This window comes from Rhodococcus sp. F64268, assembly GCF_023015605.1.
In the GTDB taxonomy this organism is placed as follows: domain Bacteria; phylum Actinomycetota; class Actinomycetes; order Mycobacteriales; family Mycobacteriaceae; genus Rhodococcus.
This window is the reverse complement of the sequence record NZ_JALKAI010000004.1, coordinates 443735-462256: the sequence shown is the minus strand read 5'-3', so window position 1 is coordinate 462256 and position 18522 is coordinate 443735. Positions and strand designations below refer to the sequence as shown.

Sequence of the window (18522 nt, the reverse complement as noted above, 5' to 3'; positions counted from 1 at the left end):
CCGATTTCGGCCCGGCCGGTGTGAGACACGGATCAGAAAGGCCAGGCCCACCCCCCATGAGCCTCTTCCGCAACCTACGGCTGCCGACACCGGACAACTGGCGCCTGTGGCAGAAGGTCACGGCGGTTGTCGCTGTGCCCCTCATCGCAGCCTCGCTCTACGGCGGACTGCGCGTGTACGACACCGTCCAAGAGGCGACGCACTACTCCGAGCAGGCCGAGCGGGTGACGATCATCCCCACATTGGCACAGTGGAGCATGGGCGTCGCAGGCGCTGCGCTGGCAAACATGATCCACCTGCCCACCGACAACGCCGCGGCGATCATCTCCGAGAACGAGCCGGCGCTCGACGCGTTCCTCGCCGACAACGAGCTGGATCCCAAGATCATGGGCGCAGTGTCGCGCGCTGTCCAGGAAGGCGAGGCCCTCTACCAGAGCGCCACGCAAGGCGGAGTATCGCGTGAGGCTCTCCACGAACAGGCCCAGGGATTCGTCTCCCGGATCACGCTGGTATTCCGCACCATCGTCGACTCGACCGGTGACTCCCAGGTGCTCGACGATGCCGGCCTGCTCCTCTCCACCTGGGACACCCAGTGGGAGATCATCGACCAGATCGTCGCGTTCGGGGCGCTCATGGACGGGTCCGAGGCGGCGAGCCTCATGTTCACCAACGCGCAGGCCGCCGAGGCGGGCAAGCTCGCGCTGTTCCTCGAGAGCGTCAATGATCCCGAGCTGGCGAGCCAGCTCAATGGACTGATGGACCAGCGACGAGCCCTCATCGCGGGTATCGACGACGCGTCCACCGACGTCTCTGCACTGCGCAACTCCATCTTCGCGACCCTGACCATGTACCAGGAGGTCGTCGACGGGGCAGGTACCCGCATCGTCGCGACCCTCGACGATCTCGCGTCCACGGCCAAGCGCGACGCCTGGGGAACGGCCATCGGCGTGACGGTCATCCTCACGCTTGCCCTCGCCCTCGCCCTGCTTGTTGCCGCTTCTCTGATCCGGCCGCTACGACGCCTCCGCAACGACACCCTCCGTGCTGCCGAAGTCGGCCTGCCGGAAGCGATCGCGACGATCAAGAACGGCGCCGACATCGAAACGGTCAATCTCGATCCGGTCCGCGTCACCACGCGTGAGGAGATCGGTGAGGTCGCCCGCGCGGTCGACAACATGGGTGCGGGTGCGCTCCGCCTCGCAGGTGAGCAGGCAGCACTTCGCCGTCAGGTCAACGAGATGCTCGAAACCCTTGCGCGGCGGAACAAGACCCTCGTCGAGCAGCAGCTCACGCTCATCGACTCGCTCGAGCACGAAGAACGCGACCCCACACGACTCCAGAACCTGTTCGCGCTCGACCACCTTGCAGCACGTATGCGACGCACCGGCGATTCGCTGCTCGTGCTCGCAGGCACCCGTCAGCGCATGGGACGCGTGCCCGACACCCCGTTGAGCGACGTGCTCCGCGCCGCGGTCTCCCAGGTCGAGAACTACCAGCGTGTCGATTTCGGTAACGCACCGGAAGGCAGCCTGCTCGGCAGCTCCGTGACCGACATCGTGCACCTCGTCGCCGAACTCCTCGACAACGCGCTCCGCGCCTCCCCACCGGACAGCACTGTCGCATTCGCGTTCTCCCGCGCGGTCGACGGTGGGCTGCTGCTCGAGATCGCCGACCGCGGAATCGGCATCCCGAGCGAGGAACTGATCGACGTCAACGATCGACTCTCGAGCGACGACGAGGGCAGCTGGGGCGCCGCCCGACGCATGGGTCTGTTCGTGGTCGCGCGCCTCGCTGCGCGTAACGGGATCACGGTGCGCCTGCGCCCGACATTCGACTCCACGACCAACGCCGGCATCACCGCGAGCGTCTATCTGCCCATCCGACTGCTCAAGGGCGTGGGCAACTCTGTCAGCGACACGTACCAGATCGACCGTCCGCGGCGGCTGCAGCGATCGGCGACCGAGACCGAGCATGCGATCAACCCGTACCCGCTCGCACAGGAGATTTCCGAACGGCCCGCAGGACAGCAGCCGCCGAGGAATTCGTTCTCCGAGAACACAGGGCAGTACGACTCGAGCCCGCAGTACGACCCTGAGGCGCAGTTCGATCCTGAGGCGCAGTTCGATCCTGAGCCCCAGTACGGCTCCGACTCTCAGTACAACTACAACTCCGAGGCCCAGTACTTGCCGGAACCCCAGTACGGTCAGGGCCCACAGCACGGGCAGCCGTACGAGGGTGGTCAGGGGCAAGACGTCGACGGTGAGTGGCAGCAGGATCCAGCACCGCGCTCGCAGAACTCCGGCACGAGCCCGACCATCCAGCGCGGCCGCCTCCACGAGCGGTGGCCGAGCAGGCGCGAGGACTGAGCCCGGGCTCACCGCGAGCCACCGATACCGACATACGTGCGGCTGACGACATTGTCGTCGGCCGCACGTATGTCTACAGCGTCCGACTCGGTCCGACATGCCCCTCCGGATCGTGATCTTCTCGCAATCATCACCGAAAAAAGTGACGGCAGACACTTATTTCAAAGAATACCGTTCGGTCTCCCGGTTGCCGGATTCCAACTCCTACCAGCAGAAATAGTGGCGGACCCCGTAGCCTGCACCGGAAATGGCCGCAATGAAGACGTGACCTTTCCGTTATATTCGCCTACGGTCGTGGTAATCCCGGCAACGGGAGTAACAGACCAGCGGCGCCGGGCCGAAACGCACCCGTCGGGGGTGGCCCGGCGTCGCGCCCCTCAGGGCGCTCGCCGTCACGACATGAGCCGGACGGCTCCGAATCCAGCGGCCGCTGCCACCACCGCGAGGACAAGGGCCCCCAGGGCCCCGAAAAACGCAGCGCGGTACCTGCCCTCCTCGAGCAGCCGCACCGTTTCTACGCTCACCGTGCTGAATGTGGTGTATCCGCCGCAGAATCCGACGCCGAGGACGACTTCGAGTCGCCGATCCGCGTCGTGGAGCAAGACGAGGCCCATCAGAATCCCGAGCAACAACGATCCCGACACGTTGACCACGAGCGTCGACCATGGGAACTGCAGGCTCCGACGATTGCGAATCTCCCCGTCCACCACGAATCGCGCCAGCGCGCCGAGGCTTCCCGCAAGAGCCACCCACAGGGACATCACGACGCGCCACGCCGGCCAAGGCGCGCACCCACCGCAATGCCCATACCCGCCGCACAGACGCCCAGAATCACCGAGAGAACCGCGTAGGACGCAGCGAGCACGAGATTGCCGTCACGCCCGAACGTCGTCACTTCGACGGCGAAGGTGCTGTATGTCGTGAATGCGCCGAGCAGGCCCGTCCCCGCGGCAAGGCGAAGCAGGTATCGACGACCCGTATCAGGCCCTGTTCGCAGCAGAGCCTCGAGCAACAAACCGAGAGCAAAGGCTCCCACGACATTGACCGCGAGCGTGGCGGTCGGCCAGCCGTGCGGCGAGGAAGGAAACACGAGGCCGGCGTAGTAACGACCGAGCGTCCCGAGCGCACCGCCGACGGCGACCGCCGCGAGCGCGGACGGGCGGCGATATGCGGCGGCACCTCGGTCGTCGACCACAGGTCAGTTCCTTCCCGTGAGAAGTAGGAACCTACCGCCGAAACTATGAAGCGGCCACTCGCGCAGCTCGGGCCTCGAGCTCGTCAGCGTCGACCTCTGCACCCCACGCCCGCAGCGCCGACGCGGTCACGCGCAGCGACTCCGCCGACGGCGTCGTGGACGACGCTGCCGGTGCGGGACGACTCTTGCGTCCGGCCAGGGGGAACATCGCGCTGAAGAGCATGCTTGACCTTTCGTGCGGATCTGCCAGATAGTGCGCACGGCCGAGCGCCCACGACGGAGCTCCCGAACACACAGGTTGTCCGTTACGGGTCTACCACCGAGTAACTTGGATGTGAATGCGAAGTGAGTCACATCGCCGCGCGCGGCAGCGGACCCGACAGGTCACCGCGTGGGGCACACGACCCCGATACCCATGAGTGAGCGAAATCATGACGTTCACACAGGGATCCGCGCGTCGAGCACACTGCCCGACTCATCGGATCGGCGCGAACATCTCCTCGGCAAGCAGCGCCGGCGCCTCGAGCGGGAGCAGGCGGCCCGCACCCTGCACGACCTCGACAGTTGCGCCGATCTCGCTCGCGATCTTCCTCAGCGGGGCGACCTGCACGAGCGGGTCCTGATCTCCCACCACGAGCTCCACAGCGCGGCCGTTCCACCGCTGCCACAGCGACCGGCCGATACGAGGCATCCCCGCCAGCGACGTGCAGTACGCACCGACGCGGCACGACCACCGCAGTGTGGCCTCGTCCGGCTCGAAGCCCGAACCCGCGAGAGCGCGGAGGTAACGCTCGGTGTTCTCGAAGTTCGGCTCATTGCGCCATTGGAGGCCCGGAATCAGTGCGCGGTGCCAACGCGCACGCGGTACCAGTCCGAGGGGCGCGGCGAGGACGAGTTTCTCGACCCGCTCCACGTCGGTGATCGCAGCAGCAACCGACGCAGCCCATCCGAGCCCCAGGATCGGTGCCACGCCGATCTCCAGCAGATCGAGGATCTCCGTGAGCCATCGGCCGTACGCGGCGTGGACGTTGCCCTCAGGGCGGGTGCATGCGCTGGCCCCCGGCAAGCCGGGCAGGTCGACGAGCAGCACTCGCCGGGACGGATCGAACGAGTCGGCCAGATCGCGCAGGCCCGCAGCAGGGAGGTCACCTCCCGCAAGGACGACGATCGGATGCCCCGTCGCGGGCCCGACGCTGAGCACGTGGGTCTCTCCGAGGGACGTACGTGCTACCTGCTCGTCGACGGGCCTCGGCCAGTGCGACAGCATTCCTGCACACGCGTGATGGATGACGCTGTCATCGCCGGGACAACGGTACGGGGACTTGGTGAGCATTCCCAGTCACCCACCGATCCGGACCAGAGCTGCATCTTCACAGGTGAACGGCATGTTTGGATCTTCTCTCGTACGTACGACACATCTCTCGCCGACCAGACTTCCGGCACACCGCAGGACACCGTAGCTCACTGTTCGGCACTCACGCCAGCAGGGCTTCTCAGAGCACGCACACCAGTACCAATCTCCCCATCAGCACCATCGGCGAGTATCGTTCCGATCACGTTGTGGCCTCTGCCACAGCACCGTACGGTCTTGACCTTCAGCAGATCTCGCGAAAGGAACATGATGGACATCGACGTACTGGTCGTCATCGGCGTCGGCGGAATGGGACTCGCGATTGCGCGGCGACTCGGCGCAGGCCGCACCGTTCTACTGGCAGACTTCGACGAGGAAACCCTCGGCAACGCCGCAACTACCCTCCACGGCGAGGGCCACACCGTGAAGACGCACGTCGTCGACGTGTCCGATCACAATTCGGTTGCCTCGCTCGCCGATTCTGCGGCCGGACTCGGACGCGTCACTCACGTTGCACACACCGCCGGGGTGTCGCCCGAGCAGGCGCCCATCGACACAGTCCTGAAAGTGGATCTCCTGGGTGTCGCACTCGTCCTCGACGAGTTCGCCCGGGTCATCGCTCCGCGCGGGGCCGGCGTCGTGATCGCCAGCATGGCCGGCCACATGGGAGCCCTACCTTCCGAACACGAGACGGCGCTCGCTGTCACGCCGGCAGCCGAACTACTCGACCTTCCCTTCCTCGACCCCGAGAAGCTGGGACACCCCGGAATCGCGTACACCGTCGCGAAACGTGGAAATGCCCTGCGGGTGCAGGCAGCGGCGGCCGCATGGGGAAAGCGCGGGGCGCGAATCAATTCCATCAGCCCCGGCGTCATCTCCACTCCCATGGGCAGGCAGGAACTCTCCGGTGAATCCGGGCAGCGCATGCAATCGATGGTGGACATGTCGGCAACCGGCAGACTCGGCACCCCCGATGACATCGCAGGTGCAGCTGCGTTCCTCCTCGACCCGCAGGCCGGTTTCATCACCGGCACAGACCTTCTGGTCGACGGTGGCGTGGTCGCCGCGGTCCGTGCTGTTCAGCAGGCAGGAACGAACTGACCGGTCAATCAGGCAGCCCGCGTCTCCATTGCACATCCATCGGCAACTCGCCGATCGACTCCAGCACCGAGGGGCGGTAACCGCCGCCGACCTCGGGATCGGGGAAATGTTCCTCGGGATCGATGAACATCACCTCGATCCCGTCGAGGTGAAGTCGGCGGACCATCTCGAGCAGAACCCTTCTACCTGCTGGGAACACCGAGCGGACGAGGGCCAGGTCGAGCACGAGCCGCGGGGTGACGATCGGTTCGTCGATCAGGTCGCGCACGATCGTCTCCACGTTCGTGAACTGGAGGTCGCCCTGCAACACCAGCAGGGTGACGGCGGTATCTCCGTCTCCGAATTCCCTGCGGCGACGCAGAACCGAGTGCGCCACCATGGGTGCGTCCATGAGATGCAGATTCATGTCTCGTGAAAGACGTTCGCAGACTTCGACTCCGCGAGCACTGGTACCGTGCGAATCGAGGCGCGGCGAGAAAACCGAAATCCCCAACTGTCCCGGGAGGATTCCGATGATCCCGCCGGATACACCGCTCTTGGCGGGGATCCCGATGTTCGTCAGCCAGTCCCCTGCCGCGTCGTACATTCCGCACGTTGCCATCACCGACAACACTTGACGCACCACAGGTCTGGAGAATATCTGCTCGCCCGTGCGCGGCTGAACTCCACCACTGGCAAGAGTTGCAGCCATCATCCCGAGATCGGCGGTCGTCACACGCACCGCGCACTGTCGTACATACCCTTCGACCACAGCGCGCGGATCACCGGTGAAGACGTCGTAACTGCGAAGAAGATTGGCCAGAGCGAGATTTCGGTAACCGTTGTCCAGCTCGGACCTGGCAACCTTCTCATCGATGTCGAGCTCGCGCCCTGCCAACGACGAGAGCAACTTCCGGATCCGCTCGACACCGGACTCGGCCGGCAGGGTGGACGCCACGAGGGCATGCGTCGCGAGCGCACCTGCATTGATCATCGGGTTGAGCGGACGACCGGTGTTCCGCTCGAGCGAGATCTCGCTGAACGCCTCACCGGACGGCTCCACACCGACATGGTCGAGGACGGCCTCGAACCCGAGGGTCTCGAGTGCGAGGCCGTACACGAACGGCTTGGAGATCGACTGGATCGTGAACGCGTCCTGGTGGTCGCCAACGGAGTACGCGTCGCCCTCCGCCGTCACCAAGGAGAGCGCGAACCGATTCGGGTCGACCGTCGCCAGCTCCGGGATGTATTCGGCGAGCTCACCGGAATCGGGTGCACATGCATCGAGTACCTGAGTCAGGTAGTCCGGGATCGGGGACCGCATGGCCCCATTCTGGCCTACCCGGCCGCTCGGGGCGAGCGAAGCGACGGGAGACTCCCCGCCCGCCGACTCAATACGAGGTCTCGATCGGTCCGGGCGTCCACCACCCGGTCCGGGTCCTCTCCTCCGTGTCGATGTGCGCCGGCTCGGCCGACGCGTCGAGCGGACGGTACTGCTCGACCGAACCCCAGTCGCGGTCCCAGTCGTTGTCGAGGTACGAGGAGATCGTGCGGCCACCGAGCAACATCTCGGTCCAGCCGAGCGGGCCGCCACCGTAGTGGTCCTGCCACAGGTTCGTCGAGATGGCGCCGACGCGGTCCGGGAGGACGCGGAACTCGGGGATCTCGGCGACACCGTTGCTGTGCAACATCTGATGCTGGCACGGGAAGTTCAGACCGACCGCCCAGTCCAGCAGGACCGGGGACTCGGTGCCGAGAACGGCCTGCGCCGTCTGTGTCTGCGGCACACGGGGTGGTGTGAACGCGAGCCACTGTTCCGGCGCCAGATCGTGGTCGTGCGCGACGATGCGCACCGTGTCGGTTTCCGCGGGAAGGGTGTCGAGCGGCACCCGCAGGTTCCTCCACGACGGCGCCGGTCCGATGTCGATCGGGAGGGTGGATCCGAGTGTGCGCACGGTGTCGCCCTCAGCGACACCGTATTCGAGTTCGATGCGCTGCCCGTAGGTTTCGGTGCCGTCGGCGTCGACCGAGAAAATGCGTCCGGCCGCCGATATCGACACGATGTCGCCGCGCGAGCCCGCCGCATCCGGTTCGGGCAGGCGGTACCAGTCGGTGGTGACGTTCCCGGTGTTGCCGCCGTAACTACCCAGGACCGGGGTCGTGGCGGGATCGAGTCCGAACGGCAGCGCGACGATGCTGCCGTTTGCACCGGCCTGACCGGTACCGCCCTGGGTACCTGCCGTGCCACCTGCCGTCTGGTCGTTGTCGGAGTCGACGGTGTTCGCGGTACCCGCGTCGGCGGATTCGTCGTCGGCGGTCAGGTCGTCGGCGACACCATTGGGGCTGAAACCATCGCCGCCGCCTGCCACCAGTGCGTTCGCGATGTCGCCACTGACCGGCGTCAGCACTCCCGCGTTGGGATCCATCTCGAGCAGGACGTCGTTCGCGAGGCCGCACGCCGAACCGGTGAGCGCATCGATGTTGGACCTGGCCACCGAGTAGCCCGGGTACTGCGACACCGCGCCCTTCGCGAGGGAGAGCACCTCGAACAGCACCATTGCGGCGGCCGCGACCGTGAGCGGCGGAATCGACCAGAGTCGTGAGGGTGTATCGGTGCGTCTGGAGGCGACGGGGTGGATGTGCCACCACGCCGCGAGCAGCAGTGCGAGCACTGTCAGGCCGAAGAACACGGTGGAGAACCCGAACCCTGCGATGGACGGCGGTTTGTCCCACCACGGCACGCCGTAGCTCGACACGTACCACCAGCCGTTGGGGCCGATGAACGACATCGTGAGCGTGAACAGCACCGCAGCGGCGAAGAGGGCACGATTGCGGCGCGACCGCAGCACCATCGGTCCCACGGCGACCGCCGCGACGATCGCCACCGAGGCGGCCAGGCCGGCATAGATCCCGAAGTGGTGCGTCCACTTCGTGGGGGCGAACATCATCAGCACCATCGCGCCGAGGGTGATGCCCACGATTCGCCGGGACGGCCCCTGCGCCGCGCCGGGTACCTTGCCACCGCGGCGCATCAGCGCCAGAATGACCGTGACCAGGCACAACACCATGGTGAATACCGCGAAACGCCGCGCGAGCGAGCCGTCGACGGTGATCTGCAGCAGATACTGATAGCGAAGGTATTCCTGGAACCAGGGCACACTCGGGCCGACGACATGCGCGGACTGCATCTCCAGCACCGCGGCGAGCGTCTGATCGGCGAACACGGCAGCGAGGATCACGACCCCCGCTGCGACGATCGGTGCGAGCACGACGAAGAAGCCGAACTCTCGACCCCGCGCCAGGATGATGCGGGCGATCGGCCGCGCGCCGGCGATCAGTGCCGCGAAACAGATGATGCCGGAGGGGCCCGCAGTGACCGTGACGGCGCCGATCAGGACAGCCACCGCGGCGGGGAACAGTCGCCGGGTGGCGATGGCGCGCTCGACCGAGCACCAGGTCAGCAGGACACCGGTCGCGACGATCGGCTCGGGACGCAGGCCGTTGTTGAACGGCAGCCAGAACGCCAGGAAGACGAAGGCGCCGGTCCACAGCGGTATCGAGTTCCGGCGGACCGCGGCGCCGATCCGCGGCGCGACCTCGCGACTGATCACCCACCACGCGAGCAGACCTGCGACGAGGCCGGGCAGTCGCATCCAGACGCTCGACGTGGACACGTGGGTCATGAGCGCGAGCACGTCGTAGAAGGGTGTGCCGAACGGCGACTCCGGTACGCCGAACCACCTGAAGTAGTTGGCCATGTAACCGGCTTCGCCTGCCGCCCGGGCCATACCCAGTTGGTAGCCGTCGTCTGCAGTGTTCGCGCCGATGATGTGCCAGAGCAGCAAAGTACCGACCACAACGCCGTCGACCGGGCGGAACGACCACCACGATGCGGGCAGGATGCGACGGGAACGTCGGCCGTCGGTGGTGTCGAGGCGGTGCAACGACCACAGCGACAGCGCCGTGGCGAGCACCGCGACGATCATCGCGATGAGCTTGAGGTAGGTCGGGGACGACGTGAAGCGGGTGTCGAGGGTCGCGTCGACCGAGAGTCCGGCGGGAAGCTCGCCCGTCAGGCCGGTGAACACTCCGACCATCTGCGGGCGGAGGTCACGATCGAACACCTGTTCCGTGTCGGAGCCGCCCGCGCCGGTCACCGAAGCAACCGTGCGGGTGGGGGTCGAGTTCACCGTGACCGCACAGCCGGTGCCCAGCTCGTCGACGGGCACCGAGAGCAGCATGGTGTTGCGTGCGATCACCTCGAGGGTGGCCGGGCGCGCGTCGGAACCGGTCGTGACCCGTGCAACGAGCCCGTACCGCTCGGCGTTGGGCGCACCCTGCGGGGAGGTCGAGACGATGGTCGCGCCTTCGGCGCCCCCCGCGACCGCGCAGGGGATGGTGATATCCAGTTCGACAGGCGCGTACGACACCAACGGCGCGGTGACACTCGCGCTGCCGTCCTGCGGCCAGCTCAGCGTCCCCTGCGTCTGAGTCACGGGAAGGAACGGAATCGCCAACGCGGCGACGATGCCCACCAGCGCACCCACCAGGGCGATGAGCCGGGCTCGCGTCACCTCGGATCGGGTCGCCGACGGCTCGACTGCCGGTGGTCGGACGGGGTCCTCGGTCGTACTGGCCTCACTCACGCCACGCGATGCTATCCGAGATGGGGGCCTGCCCCTATTTCACCGTGCCGTTTCACCGCGCCGAAGTCGTTTCGGTACGGGTCTCGGACGGCCGCACTTCGTCCGCAAGAAAGATCATCTGAGCCATCATCTTGTAACCCGACGTCTCCTCACGGAGCACTTCGATGGATTCGTCGGGATGCACCGAGTCGATCACAGCGTGCTCACCGATCGCACCGACGAAGCGTTCCGAGACGACGTCCTCACTCCGCTGCCTCAGTGGCGTTCAGTCCACTGTTTCACGGGCAGCGGGGATCGAACCGAGACGACCTGCCTGGAAGTCCTCGAAGGCCTGGATCACTTCCGCCCTCGTGTTCATGACGAACGGTCCGGCCATCGCGACCGGCTCACGGATCGGCTTGCCGCCCAGAATGAATACTTCGACCGACGCTGTACGCGAGTCCTGGGTATCGGCTGCGGCAATCGTGATCGTCTCACCACGCCCGAACACTGCCAGCTGACCTTCGCGCACAGGACGCCGCTCACTCCCGACCAGACCACTCCCGGCCAGAACGTAGGCGAGCGAATTGAATTCGGGATTCCACGGCAGCGTCACGCGTGCACCGGGCGCGATGGTGGCATGCAGCAACGTGATCGGAGTGTAGGTGGATCCGGGACCCTGGTGGCCGTCGAGTTCGCCCGCGATGACGCGGATCAGTGCGCCACCGTCCGGGGAAGAGAGCAGCGCTACCTTGCTACCGGCGATGTCCTGATAGCGAGGAGCCACCAGCTTGTCGCTCTTCGGCAGGTTCACCCACAGCTGCACGCCATGAAAGAGTCCGCCCGTCACGACGAGTTGCTCCGGCGGGGCTTCGATGTGCAGGACACCACCGCCGGCTGTCATCCACTGGGTGTCGCCGCCACTGATGACACCACCGCCCCCGTTCGAGTCCTGATGCTCCATCGTCCCGTCGATCATGTAGGTGACGGTCTCGAAGCCACGGTGCGGATGCCAGGGTGTGCCCTTGGGCTCTCCGGGTGCATAGTCGACCTCGCCCATCTGATCCATGTGGATGAACGGGTCGAGGTGCTCGAGGCCGACACCCGCGAATGCGCGGCGGACCGGGAAACCTTCGCCTTCGTAACCGGTGGGTGCGGTGGTCACCGACAGGACCGGTCGCGCGACGGCACCCTGTGCGGGTTCCGTGACGCGCGGTAGCGCAAGGACGTTGTCGACGCTCACGGCAGGCATTAGCTCTCCTCGGAGTCATATAGTTGATTTATCAACTATCTCAACACGGGTAGCCGAGAAGTATTCCCCACCCCAGGACCGTTACACCGGCGTGCCCCTGACCTTCCAGCTCGATTCCGTGCTCGGTGCCGGCACCGAAGACCAACCGGTCACCCCATAGGACATTTCGACCCACGCCGGTACATTCGGGCGGCGTGCCCGTGCCACTCCGCCCGGATGCCGGGGGACAGACGATTCGAAAAGAGAACACATGCGGACGAGAACACGCAGGCGATCGGCGTCTGCCGTCGCCTTAACGGTACTCGCCACCTGCCTCGGCGGTGTGGCCGCGGCCGGCCCTACGGTCGCACCGACGATGCCGGTACTCGAGAAGTACGACGTCCACGACGTCGCCGCCGGTCGTGCCGAGTGCGGATCGGGGTCACATCCGGAAACCGGTCTGCAAGGCGATGTTCCGGCGGACGACCGAGCAAGCGGCCGCAGCACCGAGGGGTACCGGTGCAACATGTCACAGATCGGCGGGTTCGATGGCGGTGGCTCCGGAATTGTCTCGGCGAGCTATGGCCACTGCGCCTACATGGGATCGGTGTTCCCGTCCGCATTGATCGGAGATTCGGCGGGGGTGCGCGTCGTCGATGTGTCCCACCCGGCCGCACCGACTCTCAGCGCGAATCTCACCGAGCCCGCGATGCTCGCCGGCACATGGGAGAGCCTCAAGGTCCACGAAGGACGGAAACTGCTGGTGGGAACCGGTGTTCCCGCGAACTTCGGAGCCGGGCTCCTGTCGGTATACGACATCACCGACTGCGCTCACCCTCGACTGCTCAACCCGGGGCCGGGAAGCAGCCTCCACATGCCACTGCCGATCACGGCCCACGAGGGCGGGTTCTCTCCGGACGGGATGACCTACTGGTCGACCGGAAACGAGGGTGTGGTCAGCGCCGTCGACCTCTCCGATCCCACGAACCCTCGAGTGGTGTGGCAGGGCTGGCCCGGGATCTCCGCGCACGGATTCGGATTCAGCCCCGACGGCAACCGGATGTACCTGGCGAACAACTTCGGCGGCCTCACGATCCTCGACACCAGTGCAGTACAGCGACGTGATCCCGAACCGACGGTGCCGCAGATATCGCAGATGTCGTGGACGGATGGCTGGGCCACCCAGCACAGCATTCCTGTCACCTACGACGGCCGGCCCTACCTCTTCACCATCGATGAAGGCGGTTCCGGCGGAGTCAAACTCATCGACATAGATGACGAGACATCCCCGGAGGTCGTGAACTCGATCAAACTCGAGATCAATCTGCCGGACAACATCGACAGCCAGGTCGCGTCCGCGATGGGCGGTTCGATCTTCTCGTACGAGGCGCATTACTGCAGCGCCGACCGCCCCGCGAATCCTACGGCTCTCGCGTGCGGGTGGTTCGGTTCGGGTATTCGTGTGTTCGATGTCAGCGATCCATTCGACGTGCGCGAGATCGCCTACTACAACCCGCCGGCGTTCACCGGCCGCGCCGACGAACGTCCCAACTCGTCGCACGCCCTGCTATCGATCATTGGGGTTCCCGTCCTCGGCCTGCCCGCGGTCGCGCAGTCCGCCGCGGCCGGGCAGTTCGATCCGGCCGAGGCACTGAGCGACCGGACCGGAATGGTCCTCGGCGGCGACCTGTCGTCCGACTGGTGCGTCTCGCCGCCCGCGTGGCGCGGCAACGAACTGTGGGTCACATGTGCCGACAACGGGTTCCTGACGCTGCAACTCGACCCGGCCGTCTACACGCCGCCCGCCGATCAGCAGACCACGATCGGATCCTGATGCGCAGGACGGTCCAGATCGCCGGATTCGGATCGCTGGCGTTGCTCCTGCTGGTCGTGGGGGCGGCGCTGCGTCCGTTGATCGTGCCCGAGGTGTCGCGGGTCAAACCGGTGCTCGATGCCGTGGAGATCGGGTTCGTACAGGACATGGCCGAACACCATCAGCAGGCCCTGGCCATGACGATGCGTCTGTCGCCGGATGTCGACCCGGCTGTCGCTGCACTCGCCCGGCAGATCGGCGACTCCCAGCGTACCGAGATCGGGATCCTCACCGGCTGGCTGCAGCTCGCCGACGCACCACCGACGAATCCCGAACCCATGTCGTGGCACGAAACGCCCGGACACACCCACGGCGGCGCCGTTCCCGACGAGTCGATGCCGGGAATGGCGACCACCGCCGAGCTCGACGCACTTTCGGCCGCGACCGGACGTGACGCCGAGGTGCTGTTCCTGCAGCTTATGCACCTCCACCACCTCGGCGGCATCGAGATGGCGCAGACCGCCGACGCCCTGCTCGCGAGCGGTCCCGTCGACCGTATGGCGCGCAGCATGGTGCAGGAACAGAGCCAAGAGGCCGGGCTCATCTCGATACTTCTCGCGGAACGGTCGTGATCCACGCGATCAGCAACCAGTGAGCACTGCCAGCAGTTCGGGACCCGACCAATTCCGGCGGCCACCGCGCTCCGCGTCGCGGATCAGTTCGACGAGCCGGTCGTTGACCGGTGTCGCGACGCCGTACTCACGGCCGAGCCGCACGACTTCGCCATTGATCCAGTCGACCTCGGTGACACGACCGGCCTCCAGGTCCTCCCACATCGACGATCGGGCGAGCGGATCGATCGCGAGCATCGACGACGCAACGTTGCGGAACACGATGTCCGGCACCGTCAGTAGACGCGGGATCCATGCCGGCGGCAGCGGCGTGAGGCGCGCCGCGATGCGTCCCGCAACCTTCCCTACGGCGAGGGCTTCGCGCTGCGCCGCAGCGAGACAACGACGGTAGGAACGCTGCGACAGTTCGGTCTTCAGGGGCAGACCCGACAGTGCGTTGATCGGGTTGTTCAGATTCAGGAGCAGCTTCGCCCACAGCACCGCGTCCATGTCGGATCTGACGGTCAGCGGTAGTCCGGCCACATCGAAAAGGCTCAGGTAGGGGGCGAGCAGGCCGCTGTCCTCGACCTCGATGCCACCCTCGGATCCCTGGTGGAACCACCCGTTGCCCTGTGCCACGACGTTGAACGGCACCATCCCCGCGAGCACCGGCCGGTCGATCTGCTCCCGCAACACCGACGCATTGGACAGCCCGTTCTGCAGGCCGACCACTACGGCGGCGTCGTTCAGCAGGGGAGCAATCGTTTCGGATACCTCCTCGGTTGCAGACGATTTCACCGTGACCAACACGAGTGTCGCGTCTGCGACGACGTCCGGCTCGGTCCGGTACTCCACTCGGTCGACGTGCATGTCGGCACCGTCGAGATCGGTCAGGCGCAGGCCGTGTTCACGCACCTCGTCGGCGAGCCGCTTCCGCCCCACGAACACGACCTCCGCACCGGCCGCTGCCAACCGTCCCCCGATATAACAGCCGATACTTCCCGCGCCGTACACCACAATGGTGGGCATCTACCGAAACTCCTGTCAGAAAGATGGATTGGGCCGTACGAAACGCTCGTCGAGATCCGCGATCGAACGCGCACCGGTCAGAGCCATCGTGAGATCGAACTCGGCGACCACGTTGCGGATCACCTCCTCGACACCGCGTTGCCCCGCGATCGCAAGCCCGTACATGTAGGGGCGGCCGAGCAGCACCGCGTCGGCACCGAGTGCGAGCGCGACGAATACATCCGCGCCGGTGCGTATTCCACTGTCCAAAAGCAGTGTCGGCTCACGGCCGATCGCCGCCCGGATCTCGAGGAGCGCATCGAGCGACGCGATCGAGCCGTCGATCTGACGTCCGCCGTGGTTCGACACGACGACCGCGTCAACCCCCAGGTCGACGGCCCGGCGCGCATCGTCCGGATGCAGAATCCCCTTGAGCACGATCGGCAGTCTCGTCCGGTCGCGGAGTGTCGCCAGGTGCTCCCAGCTCAGTCCCGGATTCGAGTAGATGTCGAGGAAGGTCTCGGCCGCAGCGCGCGGCACAGGGGAGCGCAGGTTGTCGAGGAACTTGCCCGGATAGTTGCGTGTCATCGATATCAGAGTGCGGATTGCACCGAGCGTGACGTCGGGTCGCTCGGTGACCATGTCCCGGGCCGCGACGATCCGCTGCCGCACGATGTCGCGGAAACACGGATCCGACGTGTACTGCGCGATGCCCTCGCCACGCGCGAACGGCAACGACCCCAGGTTCAGGTCCTGCGGACGCCACCCCAGCATCGTCGTGTCCAATGTGACGACGACCGCCTCGGCGCCGCTCGCCTCGGCCCGATGCAGCAGACTGTCGACGAGTTCTTCGTCGGAACTCCAGTAGAGCTGGAACCAGCGGGACGCGGAACCCATCGCAGCGGCACAGTCCTCCATCGGGTTGCAGCCCTGGTTGGAGAAGATGTACGGCACACCCGTCGCCGCCGCGGCCCGCGCGATCGCCAGATCACTGTCGGGGGCTATCAGCGCACCCGCACCCACCGGAGCCAACAGCAACGGCGACGACAACGATGTGTTCACGACGGTGGTGCTCAGATCTCGTTCGGTGACGCCGTGCGCCATGCGCGGAACGATCGCCCACCTGTCGAACGCGCGACGGTTGTTACGCATCGTGCGGCCCTCACCTGCACCACCCGCGACATACGCCCAGGCGCGCGTCGAGCTGGCGCGCTGTGCCGCGCGCTCGAGATCGCCGAATGCCGTGGGCACCGCAGGCCTACGGCCGAGCGCGCCGTCGCGGTAGACGGTGCCCTGACGGTCACGGCCGGGCCCGGCGGCTGCGGCAGCAGCGGTTTCGGTCACGAGTTCCCCTCTCTCGAGCACGGTGGTGCACCGAATCCTTCCCCACAACGGGGGATCAGGGAACCGGGATCCTCCGAATGTGGTGGCATGCACGTGGGAACGCCGGAGTAATTCTCCTGCTCTGCAACTGATCGTTCCGGACGGCTGCCTCGACCTGGGGGAAGACAACCGCCGTTCAGAGCAATAGCGTTTCGCTCATGAGCAACGATCCGAACACCCTCCGCAGCCGCCACGTCAGTCAGGTCATCGCATGTCCGCCCGCACAGGTATACGAGTTCGCTGCGAATCCCGACAACCTGCCCCGGTGGGCATCGGGCTTGGCGCAGAGTCACGTCGAGCGCGACGGCGGCACCCTCGTGGTGGACTCTCCCATGGGTCGTGTCACAGTGCGGTTCACACCGCACAACGACCTGGGTGTACTCGACCACGACGTCACATTGCCGTCGGGTACGACGGTGAACAACCCGGTGCGCGTACTCGCGCACCCGAACGGCTCCGAGATTCTCTTCACCGTTCGCCAGATCGACCTGTCGGACGAAGAGTTCGATAGGGACACCGCGACGGTCGCGAAGGATCTCGAACGCCTCCGCGACCTCCTGGAGCGGTAGGCGCACCGCGCCTGTTCAGGACAACATGTCTTCGATGAGGTCGGCGGCACGCGAGGTACCTCCTTCTGCCAGCGCGTCGGCACGCAGCTGCGCCGAACGTGTGCGCACCTCCGGATCATCGACCAGATCGACCAACGCGGCCCGCAGGTTCTCCGGCGTAGCTTCCTCCGTGTCGATGCGGCGGGCAACACCAAGCTCGACGAGCTTGTCGGCGTTCATGAATTGCTCGGCGGCCTGCGGCACCGCGATCATCGGCACACCCGCCAGCAGTCCTTCGCCGCAGCCGCCCATGCCGGCGTGGGTGACGAAGGCGTCCGCCTGCTCGAGAATGGCCCGCTGCGGAACCCAGGAGTGCACCTCGACGTTGGGTGGTATGTCGCCGAGTTCCCGCGCATCGGTGTACTTGCCGATCTGGAGTACGACGTGCCAGCCGGGCAGATTGCCGTAGGCCGCCAGACACTGCTGGTAGAACTCCGGCTGCCGGGTGTATGCCGAGCCGAGCGAGATCAGCAGCACGTTCGTCGCGTCGACCGGACGAGTCCAGGCGTCGGGCTCTGCGCGCAGGTCGAAGCAGGGGCCCACGAAGGTCACGGTGTCGGTGTCGACCCGGTCGGCGTGCGGCTGCATCGCCCGCGTGATCAACGCCAGAGCACGGGTGGGACGGTTGGGGAAGACATCCACGTCGGTAGTGGTTGCCCCGCACTCCGCGAGCCATCGTGAGAACTTCGACCGGTATGCGTCGGCGCCCGGCAGTTCCCACAGCTGGGCCGCGACCTCCTGGTCGTATCCCTCCCAGGAGACGAATGTCGGCGACAGCTGCACGAGGGGTCTATCCTGCGATTCGGCGAGGGCACGCGCAGCGTAGGCGCCGATGTCGTACAGGTACAGGTCCGCCTGATCATCGTCGTAGGCAGCATGCAATTGGGGGAGTGCCCGGATCGCATCGTCGAGGAACAGGGTCATCGCCGCGATGGGGTCGTCGGGCCAATCATTTTCGGCCACCGGCAATTCGGAGGACACGGGAACGAATTCTGCGCCGGCGCCCTCGATCAGCCCGGACACTGCCGAGTCGTTGGCGTATGTCACTCGGTGACCACGGGCAACCAATTCGCGGATGATCTCGAGACTCGGCAGGACGTGGCTGACGGCGGGGACACCGACCATTGCAATGTGAGCGCAACGAAGGGGCATGGACGCGAGGGTAACCCGCGCTCCGGGCTCACGCATCCGAATAAAATCACCGAGTTCGGGCCGGTCGATCGCCGCATACACTCGTCACACCCCATCACC

At 66.1% G+C, this 18522-nt stretch carries 16 protein-coding genes; 5 read left to right on the top strand and 11 right to left on the bottom strand.

Translation table 11 applies throughout. The annotated features are described in order from the left end of the window. The first annotated feature begins 56 nt into the window (after nucleotides 1-56). Nucleotides 57-2366 (top strand): ATP-binding protein, encoded by a 2310-nt coding sequence (locus MWU77_RS12495; RefSeq protein WP_247273840.1) that lies wholly within the window; start codon nucleotides 57-59, stop codon nucleotides 2364-2366. A 392-nt stretch (nucleotides 2367-2758) separates the two neighbouring features. Here the strand turns inward: MWU77_RS12495 and crcB are convergent, their stop codons facing one another. The 4 genes from crcB to MWU77_RS12475 all read right to left on the bottom strand — a co-directional run bounded on the left by crcB (nucleotide 2759) and on the right by MWU77_RS12475 (nucleotide 4894). Beyond that, on the bottom strand, nucleotides 2759-3127 hold the full coding sequence (gene crcB / locus MWU77_RS12490; RefSeq protein WP_281499317.1) for a fluoride efflux transporter CrcB: 369 nt from the start codon (nucleotides 3125-3127) through the stop codon (nucleotides 2759-2761). Further along, the gene (locus tag MWU77_RS12485; RefSeq protein ID WP_247273838.1) at nucleotides 3127-3561 is read right to left on the bottom strand and encodes a CrcB family protein; all 435 of its coding nucleotides are present in this window, start codon (nucleotides 3559-3561) and stop codon (nucleotides 3127-3129) included. Before MWU77_RS12485 ends, crcB begins: the two co-directional genes overlap by 1 nt. A 43-nt stretch (nucleotides 3562-3604) precedes the next feature. Then, nucleotides 3605-3784 carry a hypothetical protein gene (locus MWU77_RS12480; protein ID WP_247273837.1) on the bottom strand — a complete coding sequence of 60 codons (180 nt, stop codon included), beginning with the start codon at nucleotides 3782-3784 and terminating at the stop codon, nucleotides 3605-3607. A gap of 252 nt (nucleotides 3785-4036) precedes the next feature. Next, the gene (locus MWU77_RS12475) at nucleotides 4037-4894 is read right to left on the bottom strand and encodes an alpha/beta fold hydrolase (RefSeq protein WP_240959568.1); all 858 of its coding nucleotides are present in this window, start codon (nucleotides 4892-4894) and stop codon (nucleotides 4037-4039) included. Between the two features lie 288 nt (nucleotides 4895-5182). Between MWU77_RS12475 and MWU77_RS12470 the strand changes: the two genes are divergently transcribed. Continuing rightward, entirely contained in the window at nucleotides 5183-6013 is an 831-nt protein-coding gene (locus tag MWU77_RS12470; RefSeq protein ID WP_169689318.1) for an SDR family oxidoreductase, read from the top strand. 4 nt (nucleotides 6014-6017) lie between these two features. Here the strand turns inward: MWU77_RS12470 and MWU77_RS12465 are convergent, their stop codons facing one another. The 4 genes from MWU77_RS12465 to MWU77_RS12450 form a co-directional block, all read right to left on the bottom strand. Beyond that, on the bottom strand, nucleotides 6018-7316 hold the full coding sequence (locus MWU77_RS12465; RefSeq protein ID WP_247273836.1) for a glutaminase: 1299 nt from the start codon (nucleotides 7314-7316) through the stop codon (nucleotides 6018-6020). 67 nt (nucleotides 7317-7383) lie between these two features. Beyond that, the gene (locus MWU77_RS12460) at nucleotides 7384-10638 is read right to left on the bottom strand and encodes an arabinosyltransferase domain-containing protein (protein WP_374229859.1); all 3255 of its coding nucleotides are present in this window, start codon (nucleotides 10636-10638) and stop codon (nucleotides 7384-7386) included. 52 nt (nucleotides 10639-10690) lie between these two features. Further along, nucleotides 10691-10834: a hypothetical protein gene (locus MWU77_RS12455; protein WP_206040140.1), complete on the bottom strand. Its 144-nt coding sequence runs from the start codon at nucleotides 10832-10834 to the stop codon at nucleotides 10691-10693. A 69-nt stretch (nucleotides 10835-10903) separates the two neighbouring features. Then, nucleotides 10904-11869: a pirin family protein gene (locus MWU77_RS12450; protein ID WP_169688965.1), complete on the bottom strand. Its 966-nt coding sequence runs from the start codon at nucleotides 11867-11869 to the stop codon at nucleotides 10904-10906. Between the two features lie 250 nt (nucleotides 11870-12119). On the opposite strand from MWU77_RS12450, the gene MWU77_RS12445 reads away from it, so the two are divergent. Together MWU77_RS12445 and MWU77_RS12440 are read left to right on the top strand one after the other, a co-directional pair. Beyond that, entirely contained in the window at nucleotides 12120-13682 is a 1563-nt protein-coding gene (locus MWU77_RS12445; RefSeq protein ID WP_247273835.1) for an LVIVD repeat-containing protein, read from the top strand. Beyond that, nucleotides 13682-14293, top strand: a complete 612-nt coding sequence (locus MWU77_RS12440) for a DUF305 domain-containing protein (protein WP_169688967.1) — start codon at nucleotides 13682-13684, stop codon at nucleotides 14291-14293. The genes MWU77_RS12445 and MWU77_RS12440 overlap by 1 nt, the downstream gene beginning before the upstream one ends. Nucleotides 14294-14302: 9 nt before the next feature. Here the strand turns inward: MWU77_RS12440 and MWU77_RS12435 are convergent, their stop codons facing one another. Both MWU77_RS12435 and MWU77_RS12430 read right to left on the bottom strand, forming a co-directional pair. Beyond that, nucleotides 14303-15301, bottom strand: coding sequence for a 2-dehydropantoate 2-reductase (locus MWU77_RS12435; RefSeq protein ID WP_247273834.1), 999 nt, complete (start codon nucleotides 15299-15301; stop codon nucleotides 14303-14305). Nucleotides 15302-15316: 15 nt separating this feature from the next. After that, nucleotides 15317-16624 carry an alpha-hydroxy-acid oxidizing protein gene (locus tag MWU77_RS12430; RefSeq protein ID WP_247273833.1) on the bottom strand — a complete coding sequence of 436 codons (1308 nt, stop codon included), beginning with the start codon at nucleotides 16622-16624 and terminating at the stop codon, nucleotides 15317-15319. A gap of 197 nt (nucleotides 16625-16821) precedes the next feature. Here MWU77_RS12430 and MWU77_RS12425 point away from each other — a divergent pair, with 197 nt between their 5' ends. After that, nucleotides 16822-17232: an SRPBCC family protein gene (locus MWU77_RS12425; RefSeq protein ID WP_247273832.1), complete on the top strand. Its 411-nt coding sequence runs from the start codon at nucleotides 16822-16824 to the stop codon at nucleotides 17230-17232. 15 nt (nucleotides 17233-17247) lie between these two features. Here the strand turns inward: MWU77_RS12425 and MWU77_RS12420 are convergent, their stop codons facing one another. Further along, complete coding sequence (locus MWU77_RS12420; RefSeq protein WP_374229858.1) at nucleotides 17248-18459, bottom strand: macrolide family glycosyltransferase; 1212 nt, start codon at nucleotides 18457-18459, stop codon at nucleotides 17248-17250. Nucleotides 18460-18522: the final 63 nt, after the last annotated feature.

Bases quoted from the DNA above. Each gene is read 5' to 3' on its own strand.
- crcB (WP_281499317.1), bottom strand. From the start codon at position 3,127: ATGTCCCTGTGGGTGGCTCTTGCGGGAAGCCTCGGCGCGCTGGCGCGA.
- MWU77_RS12470 (WP_169689318.1), top strand. From the start codon at position 5,183: ATGGACATCGACGTACTGGTCGTCATCGGCGTCGGCGGAATGGGACTC.
- MWU77_RS12425 (WP_247273832.1), top strand. From the start codon at position 16,822: ATGAGCAACGATCCGAACACCCTCCGCAGCCGCCACGTCAGTCAGGTC.
- MWU77_RS12435 (WP_247273834.1), bottom strand. From the start codon at position 15,301: ATGCCCACCATTGTGGTGTACGGCGCGGGAAGTATCGGCTGTTATATC.
- MWU77_RS12445 (WP_247273835.1), top strand. From the start codon at position 12,120: ATGCGGACGAGAACACGCAGGCGATCGGCGTCTGCCGTCGCCTTAACG.
- MWU77_RS12420 (WP_374229858.1), bottom strand. From the start codon at position 18,459: ATGCGTGAGCCCGGAGCGCGGGTTACCCTCGCGTCCATGCCCCTTCGT.
- MWU77_RS12475 (WP_240959568.1), bottom strand. From the start codon at position 4,894: ATGCTCACCAAGTCCCCGTACCGTTGTCCCGGCGATGACAGCGTCATC.
- MWU77_RS12495 (WP_247273840.1), top strand. From the start codon at position 57: ATGAGCCTCTTCCGCAACCTACGGCTGCCGACACCGGACAACTGGCGC.
- MWU77_RS12440 (WP_169688967.1), top strand. From the start codon at position 13,682: ATGCGCAGGACGGTCCAGATCGCCGGATTCGGATCGCTGGCGTTGCTC.
- MWU77_RS12450 (WP_169688965.1), bottom strand. From the start codon at position 11,869: ATGCCTGCCGTGAGCGTCGACAACGTCCTTGCGCTACCGCGCGTCACG.
- MWU77_RS12465 (WP_247273836.1), bottom strand. From the start codon at position 7,316: ATGCGGTCCCCGATCCCGGACTACCTGACTCAGGTACTCGATGCATGT.
- MWU77_RS12480 (WP_247273837.1), bottom strand. From the start codon at position 3,784: ATGCTCTTCAGCGCGATGTTCCCCCTGGCCGGACGCAAGAGTCGTCCC.